This is a genomic window from Burkholderia sp. Ac-20344 (assembly GCF_017104975.1).
Classification (GTDB): Bacteria; Pseudomonadota; Gammaproteobacteria; order Burkholderiales; family Burkholderiaceae; genus Burkholderia.
Genome location: NZ_JAAGPP010000236.1, coordinates 1 through 9,214, shown reverse-complemented (window position 1 = coordinate 9,214; position 9,214 = coordinate 1). Strand labels below are relative to the sequence as shown.

Genomic DNA, 9,214 nt, shown 5'->3' with positions numbered 1-9,214 from the left:
CGCGCGACCAGGCCGCGACGTCGAACCGTCTGAAGGACGAATTGCTCGCGACGGTGTCGCACGAGTTGCGCACGCCGCTGAACGTGATCTACGGCTGGGTCGAGGTGTTGCGCAATTCGGGCGACGGTGCGCTGCAGCAGCAGGCGATCGACGCAATCGACCGCAGCGCGCGCTCGCTTACGCGCATGGTCGGCGACATCCTCGACGCGTCGTCGCTCGCCACCGGCAAGCTGCAGCTCGATGCGGTGCCGGTGGACGTCGTGCGGCTGTTCTCCGATTCGGTCGGTGCGTTCCGGACGGCCGCGTCGTCGGCCGGCATCGCGCTCGAGTTCGACTGTGCGGCGACGACCTGCGTCGTGTCGGGCGATGCCGAGCGATTGCGGCAGATGCTGTCGAACCTCGTATCGAACGCGCTCAAGTTCACGCCGGCCGGTGGCAGCGTGACGGTCGGGCTCGCGCGCGACGCCGCGCACGTGGTGCTGACCGTGGGCGATACCGGGCAGGGGATCGTGCCGGCATTCTTGCCGTACGTGTTCGACATGTTCCGCCGCGCGGACGATTCGCCCGCGTCGTCGCGGCGCGGGCTTGGCCTTGGGCTGTCGATCGTGCGGCATATCGCAGAGCTGCACGGCGGCAGCGTCACGGTCAGGAGCGCCGGCCGCAATCGCGGCGCGACGTTCACGGTGACACTGCCGGCCGGCTGGCAGCCGATCGGTGCGATGGCGTGGGGGGAGGCGCGCGCGGACGGCCACCGCGCCCCGCCGATGCTCGATACGCAGCGCATCCTGATCGTCGACGACGACGCGACGACACGCGAGAGCCTCACCGCCGCGCTGACGACGTTCGGCGCGGCCGTCGCGATCGCGTCGACGGGGCGCGAAGCGCTCGCGGTGGCCGCCGACCTGCGGCCGACCGTCGTGCTGTCCGATCTCGCGATGCCCGACGGCGATGGCTTCTGGCTGCTCGACGCGTTGCGGCGCGCCGGCACGACCGGCGGCGGTGCGACGCCCGGCATCCGGGTGCTTGCCGTGACCGCGCATGCGGGCCTTGCCGACGAGCGCCGCGCGCTCGAGGCCGGGTTCGACGGCTATCTGTGCAAGCCGGTCGACGTGCGCGAACTGGCGGACAAGATCGTGCGCGCGACGAAGCAGGACGGCTGACGTTGCGGCCGTCCGTCTCTCGACCATCGCTCGTCCGTCGCATCGACCGTTTCCGGTATCGCGAGGCTGACCTCGACGGGAGGGGTTGCCTGATGTCCTCCCGGTGCCATCGCTCGCGGCGATCCCACGTTCAATCACGTCCGCTTCGGCTGCGACACGCCTTCGAGCGTGTTCGCGACGTCGTCGCGCGCCGGGCCGGCCGAGCGCGTCGCGATGTCCGCGAGCGACAGCATGCCGACCAGCCGCTTGTCGTGATCGACGACCGGCAGGCGCCGCAACTGCGCGTCGGCCATGTAGTGCTGGATCTCGTCCAGCGAATCGTCGTCGAAACACCATTCGATCGGGCCCGACGCGACTTCGTGGATTCGCGTTTCCGGCGGCTTGCCGGCCGAGATTGCGCGCACCGCGAGGTCACGATCCGTCACCATCCCGACCAGCCGGTTGTTGTCGCACACGGGCAGCGCGCCGATGTCGTAGCGCTCCATCAGTTGCGCGGCATGGCGGATCGAATCCGTCGGCGCGATGCGCACGACGTCCTGCGACATGATCTCGTTGACACGGTGCATGGTGTCCTCCTCGTGGGGTCGGTGCGGCGATTCGTCGGTGGATTCGGCAAAGCGCACGCAGTCCGGCACGCGCGGCCGGTCATTCGCCGCCGCGTTCGCGCGGGTCCTGTTGCGGCCTTTCGTCATGCGTATCGGGTGGCATGCCGGGCTCCATGCGCGTGACGCCGCCGGTCGCGGGCGGGTTGCTCGCGGGAAACGTGTCATCGAGCTGCGGGTCGATGCGGCGTTCCGAATGGCGCGTGCACGTGCGCTCCTGATGCTTCCGCGCCGGCGCGTCATGGCCGGGCCGGGGCGAATCCTTCATGGCGAGGCTCCCTGCGGATGACGACGACGCAGGGCGTTCCGCAACGGCCATGCCCGGGTTTGCGCGCGGCACGCGAATTGCCACGTCGACGGGAATGACGATGACGACCACGCGCGTCGCGACCGGTGCCGGCCGCGCGCACATCGAGCGGAGGCACGATGACGATTCCGAAACGGCGACAGGGTGTGCGCTACGAGCTCAACGTTTGCGGCGGCGGTTTCGATTCGGTGAAGAGCCACTTCACGGAATGGAAGCGTGAGCCACTGATTTATCGACCCGAGCGCCGGATGTTCGAAGGCAAGGCCGACGTGCGGCCGCTCGGCGACGAAACGTTCGGCTCGACCGAGCCGGCGCGATTCGCGCTGCAGCGCGCGTGCGAGCCCGCCGACACGTATGCGCTCGCGGCGCGCGTGTACGACGACGGCCGCGAGCTGTGGCTCGTGATGGCCGCGTATGACGCGTAGCGACGCGCCGGCGAGCGTCGCAGCAGACGGTGGACCGAATGCCTGGCGTACCGCGGGAGAGGGCGCGTGGCGCGCCAGCGGACGGCACGCGGATTGCGGACTTGCCTGGACCGGCTCGACCGATTCCTCGGCTGTCGCGGACTCAGGAGGATTTCGATGAAACCGATCCGCACGATACGCGCGGGCGTATGCATGATGGCCGCCGCGTGTGCGCTGGCCGCGTGCACGCAGCCTGCCCCCTACGGCGCGCGCGGCGCGCCGCCCCCGCCGCCCGGTGGCCACGCGGCGCCGCCGGGCACGACGATGCCCGATGCGAATACGCGTTACGAGACGCGTCCGTCGCCGGGCAACACGATGCCGCCGGGCGCAGATGTCGGCGAACCGGCCGACGTACCGCCGCCGGGCCCGAACGGCGTGCAGGGCGCCCCGCCGCCGATGCTGTACTGATTCGACCCACGGCATGCGCATGGCGGGACGGTGCGCGAAACGCGTGCCCAAAACTTGCCGCCGCCTTGTAAAAAAGCGGCCCTGACGCGCGGCAAGACGGGAGTCGAATTCGCGTGACCCGCGACGCGGGGCGATCGGTGTGCCTGGCACGGAAACTGCGTGAATCCTGACCGATACGAAGCGAAACCCGCGAAACGTCAGGAGGACCATCGATGACCGTCTCGCTTGCGCTGCAGATGCGACAGCATCTGGCACTTACGCCGAGGCTTCAGCAGTCGCTGCGGTTGCTGCAGTTGTCCTCGCTCGAATTTCAACAGGAATTGCGGCAGGCGCTCGATCAGAATCCGTTTCTCGAGGATGGCCAGGGCGACGAGGAGCCTGCCGCCGACGCACCGGGCGCGCAGGGCGAAGCCGCCGCGCCCGAAGCGGTGCCCGAGCCCGACGACGCGCGTGCGCCGGACGGCGAGGTGCCCGACGTGTCCGAAGTATCGTTGACGGCCGCGCCCGCGCCGCGTGGCACGAGCCGGCAGGGCGACGATGCGGGCGGCCTGTCGCCCGGCGAATGGCTGGCCGCGGAACCGTCGCTGCATCAGCAACTGCACGATGCGTTGCGGCTCTATCCGCTGAACAGGCGCGACCGCGAAGCCGCGCGCATCGTGATCGACGCGCTCGACGACGACGGCTACCTGCGCCAGGAACTGGCCGAACTGCTGGTCGCGGCGGATCCCGCGCTGCTGTTGTCGGAGCAGGATCTCGCGGTCGCGCTGCGGCTCGTGCAGATGCTCGACCGGCCCGGCATGGCCGCGCGCTCGTTGTCCGAGTGTCTCGTGCTGCAGCTCGACGCGATTCCGGCCGGCACGCCGGCGCTCGCGGAAGCGAAAGCGATCGCGCGCGAGCACCTCGAGCGGCTCGCGCGCCGCGAGACGGCCGAGATCCAGCGGCGTATCGGCTGCAACCCGCAGACGCTGCAGGCGGCCTGCGCACTGGTGCGCGGGCTCGACCCGCGTCCCGGCAATCACTACGGCAGCACGCGTGGCGACTACGTGGTGCCCGACGTGATCGTGCGCCAGGTGCGCGACGACTGGATCGTGACGATCAACCCGGCCGTGCTGCCGCGTGCGCGGCTGCACGAACGCTATGCGACGTTGTTTGCGCAGTCGAGCGGCGAGCGCGATTCGCCGCTCGGCCAGCAGTTGCAGGAAGCGCGCTGGCTGATCCGCAACGTGCAGAAGCGCTTCGACACCATCCAGCGCGTCGGCGAATGCATCGTCGCGCGGCAGCGCGATTTCTTCCGCTATGGCGAAATTGCGATGAAGCCGCTCGTGCTGCGCGACATCGCCGAGGAACTCGACCTGCACGAATCGACCGTGTCGCGCGCGACGGGCAACAAGTACATGGCCACGCCGCACGGCACGTTCGAGTTCAAGCATTTCTTCCCGCGCAAGCTCGAGGCGGCCGGCAAGGGCGTGTGTTCGGCCGCGGCCGCGAAGGTGCTGATCCGCGACATGATCGCGGCCGAGCGGCACACCGATCCGCTGTCCGACGTCGCGCTCGCGCACAACCTCGCGGGCCGCGGCATCCTGCTTGCACGACGCACGGTGACGAAGTATCGCCAGGCAATGAAGATTCCGCCGGCCGACCTGCGGCGCCGCGACGCCGCATGACGGCTGCCGGGTGAACCCATCGCGCGCGGGCGCCGACCGTCGTGTCGACGCGCGCGCCAACGGCAGGAGCGCAACCATGCCAGCCAAATCGCAGGCCCAGCAGCGTGCGGCGGGAGCCGCACTGTCGGCCAGGCGCGGCAAGACGAAAATGAAGGACCTCAAGCCGCCGGCAAAGTCGATGGCCAGGTCGATGAGCGAAAAGGAACTCGAGGAAATGGCGTCGACGCCGAGGCGCGGCAAACCGGAGCACAGGCACGATGCGTGACCGGCGACGACGTGTACTGACGACTGCTGCGATCCAGGAGGTATCCATGCTGCGATACGCCATCATCTTCTTCATCATCGCGATCGTCGCGGCCGTGTTCGGCTTCGGCGGGATCGCGGCCGGCGCGGCGGAGATCGCGAAGATCCTGTTCTATATCTTCGTCGTGATCTTCCTCGTCACGCTGCTGCTGGGCGTCGTGCGACGATGAGCCGCGCGCCCGACCGGTCGCAGCGCATCGCGGAACTCGAGCACGCGCTCGCGAACGGCTTCCCGTCGCAGTCGACGGTCGTCGTGCATGCGGACGACGCTTCTGGGCGGCTGACGATCCAGGTGTCGTGGGTGCGTGTGCCGGCCGACGAGGGCGCGCGCGAATGGCGTTGCGCGATCGATCTTCGGTTCGATCCGGACGTGATCACGCGTTATGCGTCGCTCGGCGCGGCCGACCGGCTGCGCGTACGCACGCATCTGTGCGACAGCGCGCGGCGTGCGGTGGACGAGCGCAAGCCGCGCGTCGAGGATGCGGCGATCGAGTGCGACGTGGCGCTCGACGTGACGCGCGCCGAACTCGATGCGGCGCTGCGCGCGCCCTGACACGGCAGCCGCTTGGCGGGTGGCGGCGCGGCGAACCGCGTGGCCGTTGCATCCCCGAACGCGGCGTGCGCACGTCGATGCCGATTCCTCCATCAGCCAACCCCGAGGCTGCCGCTCGCGTGTGGCGGCCCGGCTGCGCGGCCCCGCGCATCCCGGGCGCATCAACGCCGATGCTGCTGCATCCGGTGGTACCAGTTCATCAGCGGCGTCGCGGAGATCCCGTGCACGATCACCGACGCCGACACGACAGCCAGCACGGGTGCCGCGAGCGGGCGCACCGTGCCGGACGGCCCGTGCTCGAGCGCGAACAGCAGGTAGTAGAACGAGCCGATTCCCCGGATGCCGAACCACGCCATCAGTCGCCGCTGCGCATGCGTCGCGCGCGACCCGGCGAGCGCGACCCGCACCGCGAGCGGCCGCACGGCGACGAACAGCACGACGGCCAGCGCCGCCGCGCCCCACGTGAGCAGCGGGCCCGGCAACGTCGCGAGCACGCTGCCGATCATCGTCATGACGACGGCTTCCGCGATCCGTTCGAGTTCGATCGTGAAGCCGAGTACCGATTCGGCCATGTACGCGTGCGCTTTCTCCGGATGCTTCTCGGTAGCGACGACGTCGGCCGAATCGATCTGGCCGATCACTTCGCTCGGCATGCGGTCGCCGCTCGCGCGATGCTCGACGCGGCGCATCGCGACCCCGGCCGCGAACGTCGCGATGAACCCGAACGCGTGCGCGAACTGCGCGGCGCCGAACGACAGCACGATCAGCGCGAGCGCGAAGAAGCCTTCGAGGCCGAGCGCCTGGGCGTGGCGCGTGCGCAGCCAGCCGATCGTCTTCGTCGTGATCCAGCCGAGGCCGCCGCCGATCGCGGCTGCGCCGGCGATGCCCCACAGCGTCGCGAGCACGAACGCGCCCGACAGCGGCGGCGGCCCGTGCGTCGCGTCGTGCGCGCCGCACAGCGCGAGCCCGGCCAGCGCGAACGGCAGCGCGATTCCGTCGTTCAGGCCGCCTTCGCCCGACAGCGCGAAGCGCACGAGGTCGCGATCGCCCGGGTCGTGCACCTGCACGTCGTGCGCGAGCACGGGGTCGGTCGGCGCGAGGGTCGCCGCGAGCAGCAGCGCAGGGCCCCAGTCGAGCCCGAGTATCCACATCGCGCACGCGGCGAGCAGCGGGACGGTGACGGCCATCGCGAGCAGGCCGAGGCGGCACGGCACGCGCCACAGCCGGTCGGTGAGCGGCACGCGCAGCCGCAGCCCGATCGCGAACAGCGACACGAGCAGCGCGACCTCGACGATCTCGCGCAGCAGCCGTGCATCGCGGCCGATGTCGAGCTGCAGCAGGCCGGCGCCGGACGGGCCGAGCGCGACGCCGAGCGCCAGGTAGATCATCGCGGCGCTGCACGGCAGGTGGCGCAGTGCGGACGTCGCGACGCCCATGCCCATCAGCACCGCGCCGACGATCAGGTACCAGAGCGTCTCGTGCATGTGTGCCGTCGCTGCATGCGGGTGACGCGCTCGCGCGCCGTCACGGCTTGCGGCCGAAGGCCTCGCGCAGTTTCCGCTTGGCGCGTTCGAGCGTTGCGCGGCGCGTTTTCGGCAGGTTGCGGCCCGCGCGGTTCACGTAGAAGTTCAGCATCGACATCGCCGACTGGAACGGCGATGCCTTGCGGCGGCGGCTGTGTTCGGCCGAATGCTTCAGCGACGCGGCGATCGCGGCAGGATCGTCGGACTTGAAGATGTCGGGCTCGATGTCGAGCGCATCGCTGGTTTGCGTGACGCCGGCGGACCAGCGCTTGCGGTGTTGCGGGTCGATGCCGCGGGCGCGGCCCGGGTGCCGCACCAGGCGCTTGCCGTGCGCGCGGGAAGCGGTAGCGGAAGTCATTGCGTGGGCTCCATTGGGGGTTCACAAGGGACGGAGTACAGGCGTTGGCGGCGCAAACCGCGTGCCGCAGACGCGCATCGTCAACGTGACGAACCCATGCTGCCGGCGGCACGGGCGTTGCTGGACAAGACGGGCAGAACACGCCATCCCGCCATCCCGCCATCAAGCAGGAGGACAACATGCAATCGCATTCCCGGATCCAACTGGAGAACGACGAGATCGACAACGATGCCGACGGCGAGTCGATCGACGCCGACGATCTCGATACGACGGTGCATGTCGACGTCGCAACGGGGAGGATCATGTTTCAGGCGGCGTGGGCGCAGGCGGCCGATCCGCCGCCCGAGACCGCGGGGCATTCGGTCGTGCTCGTGCTCGACTGCGACACGATGGAACGCTACGCGGATCTCGACGAAGGCACGCGGATGCGCGTGCACGCGATCCTGCACGACACGGTGCAGGACCTGCTCGACCGCCTGCCCGACGGGAACGTGACGCTGACGGTCGAGCTGACCGATGCGATGCTCGACGCCGCGTGCCGGCTGCAGTAACCGTGTCGATCGGCCAGGCGATTCCGTCCACGCGAACGGGTTTGCGGGCATGTCGCTTGCTGCGCGACAAGCATGGCACGGTGTGTGCCGCCACGTGAACGGAGGGACGCATGAATGGCAGGCTGGATCATTGCAAGATTGCCATCCTCGCGGTCGACGGTGGGCCGGTGGATCGCCTCGCGGCGTGGGGCGCCTGAGACGATGCCGTCCGGTTCCGCCCGCCGCGTGACGCTGGTCGATGTGCCGCCCGTGTTCGACGGTGCGGCGCTGCAGTTGCGCTTCGTCGTCGACGTCGATGGCGAACCGCAGACCTGGGCGATCACGGTCGAAGCGCTGGAGGACCATTTCGGCGCGCGGTCCGCGCTGGAGGCCGATCTGCGCGATGCGTTCGAACAGGGCCGCGCGCGGATCGAAGCCGCATGCGCGGACGTGCTGGCCGACGGCAACAGCGGCGTGGTGCTGCATAGCGGCGATTTCCGCGCGCCGGCCGGCCTGTCCCCGTCACGGCGGTCCTGACCCCGCTGTCGTTCCCGGCGCGCGGTGCGGCGGTTTGCGCCCGGCATTACACGCCGTTGAAAACTTTGCACCGGCCGCCGGCCGCCGCGCGGTGTCACGTCGCGCCGCGCGCAAGCCGCGCGGGCGGCGATTGCGCCACGTCAACCGGCATGGTCCCTGCATGCGTTGCTTCGTACCGGCGCACACCTCGCGCAGCCGCCAATGGGGAACGAGCATGCTGACCGCCCATGAATTCGCCACGCTGCTCCTGGTGCATCGGGCACCGGAGCAGATCGGGATCGATCGCGAGGACGCGTCGCGCGAGTCGAACGGCGCCTGATCGTGATGCAGCACGACGACACGTCGGGCGAGCGCTGGCCCGCGCTGACAGCCGACGGGCTGTCTGTCGTGCAATGCGTGCAGCGCAACGACGCGAGCGAGCCCGACGTCACCGACGCATGACGGGCGGGTGCGCGGCAACGAGCACCGCGACGGGCAACGTGGCCAGGCAGCGGTCGAGTGGCAGCATGCGCTTCGGAGCGTCGATTGCGTCCCGCCCATCCCGTCCATCCCGGGCATTCAGCCAGTCCGTCCACGACCCGTCGACATCGCGCGGCAGCACGACCGCCGTATCGCCCCATTGCGCGGGCGCCACGCGCGGCAATTCCGGCGCTTCACCGAGCAGCCGGCACGCGAGCCGCGTCGCGACCACCACCACGGTGGCCTCATCGCTGCGCCGCGCGAACGCCAGCGCATGGCACCCGAGCGGGCCGCGCACGCGCAGCGGCACATACGCGCCGTGCGCGAACGTCGCCGGCCATCGCGC

The 9,214-nt window shown here is 70.1% G+C and carries 13 protein-coding genes and 1 pseudogene; 9 read left to right on the top strand and 5 right to left on the bottom strand.

All coding sequences use genetic code 11. The annotated features are described in order from the left end of the window. On the top strand, positions 1-1,160 hold a 1,160-nt coding region (locus G3N64_RS36940; RefSeq protein ID WP_241021403.1), incomplete at its 5' end, for an ATP-binding protein. Positions 1,161-1,294: 134 nt separating this feature from the next. On the opposite strand, the gene G3N64_RS36935 is transcribed toward G3N64_RS36940, so the two are convergent. Beyond that, entirely contained in the window at positions 1,295-1,726 is a 432-nt protein-coding gene (locus tag G3N64_RS36935; protein WP_205788559.1) for a CBS domain-containing protein, read from the bottom strand. 79 nt (positions 1,727-1,805) lie between these two features. Next, positions 1,806-2,030, bottom strand: coding sequence for a hypothetical protein (locus G3N64_RS36930; RefSeq protein ID WP_205788561.1), 225 nt, complete (start codon positions 2,028-2,030; stop codon positions 1,806-1,808). A gap of 158 nt (positions 2,031-2,188) precedes the next feature. On the opposite strand from G3N64_RS36930, the gene G3N64_RS36925 reads away from it, so the two are divergent. The 6 genes from G3N64_RS36925 to G3N64_RS36900 all read left to right on the top strand — a co-directional run bounded on the left by G3N64_RS36925 (position 2,189) and on the right by G3N64_RS36900 (position 5,461). Next, on the top strand, positions 2,189-2,494 hold the full coding sequence (locus G3N64_RS36925) for a hypothetical protein (protein ID WP_205788558.1): 306 nt from the start codon (positions 2,189-2,191) through the stop codon (positions 2,492-2,494). A gap of 156 nt (positions 2,495-2,650) precedes the next feature. After that, a complete protein-coding gene (locus tag G3N64_RS36920; RefSeq protein ID WP_205788557.1) occupies positions 2,651-2,941 on the top strand; it encodes a hypothetical protein in 291 nt (96 codons plus the stop codon). A gap of 212 nt (positions 2,942-3,153) precedes the next feature. Further along, the gene (gene rpoN / locus G3N64_RS36915; protein WP_205788556.1) at positions 3,154-4,605 is read left to right on the top strand and encodes an RNA polymerase factor sigma-54; all 1,452 of its coding nucleotides are present in this window, start codon (positions 3,154-3,156) and stop codon (positions 4,603-4,605) included. 76 nt (positions 4,606-4,681) lie between these two features. Next, on the top strand, positions 4,682-4,870 hold the full coding sequence (locus G3N64_RS36910; protein WP_205788560.1) for a DUF3008 family protein: 189 nt from the start codon (positions 4,682-4,684) through the stop codon (positions 4,868-4,870). 46 nt (positions 4,871-4,916) lie between these two features. Then, the gene (locus G3N64_RS36905) at positions 4,917-5,078 is read left to right on the top strand and encodes a DUF1328 family protein (protein ID WP_027792525.1); all 162 of its coding nucleotides are present in this window, start codon (positions 4,917-4,919) and stop codon (positions 5,076-5,078) included. Beyond that, a complete protein-coding gene (locus G3N64_RS36900) occupies positions 5,075-5,461 on the top strand; it encodes a DUF3022 domain-containing protein (RefSeq protein ID WP_205788555.1) in 387 nt (128 codons plus the stop codon). Before G3N64_RS36905 ends, G3N64_RS36900 begins: the two co-directional genes overlap by 4 nt. Positions 5,462-5,622: 161 nt before the next feature. On the opposite strand, the gene G3N64_RS36895 is transcribed toward G3N64_RS36900, so the two are convergent. Together G3N64_RS36895 and G3N64_RS36890 are read right to left on the bottom strand one after the other, a co-directional pair. Beyond that, positions 5,623-6,945, bottom strand: a complete 1,323-nt coding sequence (locus G3N64_RS36895; protein WP_205788554.1) for a cation:proton antiporter — start codon at positions 6,943-6,945, stop codon at positions 5,623-5,625. 40 nt (positions 6,946-6,985) lie between these two features. Then, on the bottom strand, positions 6,986-7,342 hold the full coding sequence (locus G3N64_RS36890; protein WP_205788553.1) for a DUF3175 domain-containing protein: 357 nt from the start codon (positions 7,340-7,342) through the stop codon (positions 6,986-6,988). A gap of 179 nt (positions 7,343-7,521) precedes the next feature. Between G3N64_RS36890 and G3N64_RS36885 the strand changes: the two genes are divergently transcribed. Both G3N64_RS36885 and G3N64_RS36880 read left to right on the top strand, forming a co-directional pair. Beyond that, a complete protein-coding gene (locus tag G3N64_RS36885) occupies positions 7,522-7,893 on the top strand; it encodes a hypothetical protein (RefSeq protein ID WP_205788552.1) in 372 nt (123 codons plus the stop codon). Between the two features lie 201 nt (positions 7,894-8,094). Beyond that, complete coding sequence (locus tag G3N64_RS36880; RefSeq protein WP_205788551.1) at positions 8,095-8,409, top strand: DUF1488 domain-containing protein; 315 nt, start codon at positions 8,095-8,097, stop codon at positions 8,407-8,409. A 427-nt stretch (positions 8,410-8,836) separates the two neighbouring features. Here the strand turns inward: G3N64_RS36880 and G3N64_RS36870 are convergent. Continuing rightward, positions 8,837-9,214, bottom strand: a pseudogene (locus G3N64_RS36870) (malto-oligosyltrehalose synthase); the annotation flags it as partial.

What these genes read in the sequence shown, in the direction of transcription:
- G3N64_RS36925 (WP_205788558.1), top strand. Translation starts at nt 2,189, where the DNA reads ATGACGATTCCGAAACGGCGACAGGGTGTGCGCTACGAGCTCAACGTT.
- G3N64_RS36885 (WP_205788552.1), top strand. Translation starts at nt 7,522, where the DNA reads ATGCAATCGCATTCCCGGATCCAACTGGAGAACGACGAGATCGACAAC.
- G3N64_RS36880 (WP_205788551.1), top strand. Translation starts at nt 8,095, where the DNA reads ATGCCGTCCGGTTCCGCCCGCCGCGTGACGCTGGTCGATGTGCCGCCC.
- G3N64_RS36910 (WP_205788560.1), top strand. Translation starts at nt 4,682, where the DNA reads ATGCCAGCCAAATCGCAGGCCCAGCAGCGTGCGGCGGGAGCCGCACTG.
- G3N64_RS36895 (WP_205788554.1), bottom strand. Translation starts at nt 6,945, where the DNA reads ATGCACGAGACGCTCTGGTACCTGATCGTCGGCGCGGTGCTGATGGGC.
- G3N64_RS36900 (WP_205788555.1), top strand. Translation starts at nt 5,075, where the DNA reads ATGAGCCGCGCGCCCGACCGGTCGCAGCGCATCGCGGAACTCGAGCAC.
- rpoN (WP_205788556.1), top strand. Translation starts at nt 3,154, where the DNA reads ATGACCGTCTCGCTTGCGCTGCAGATGCGACAGCATCTGGCACTTACG.
- G3N64_RS36920 (WP_205788557.1), top strand. Translation starts at nt 2,651, where the DNA reads ATGAAACCGATCCGCACGATACGCGCGGGCGTATGCATGATGGCCGCC.
- G3N64_RS36890 (WP_205788553.1), bottom strand. Translation starts at nt 7,342, where the DNA reads ATGACTTCCGCTACCGCTTCCCGCGCGCACGGCAAGCGCCTGGTGCGG.
- G3N64_RS36905 (WP_027792525.1), top strand. Translation starts at nt 4,917, where the DNA reads ATGCTGCGATACGCCATCATCTTCTTCATCATCGCGATCGTCGCGGCC.
- G3N64_RS36930 (WP_205788561.1), bottom strand. Translation starts at nt 2,030, where the DNA reads ATGAAGGATTCGCCCCGGCCCGGCCATGACGCGCCGGCGCGGAAGCAT.
- G3N64_RS36935 (WP_205788559.1), bottom strand. Translation starts at nt 1,726, where the DNA reads ATGCACCGTGTCAACGAGATCATGTCGCAGGACGTCGTGCGCATCGCG.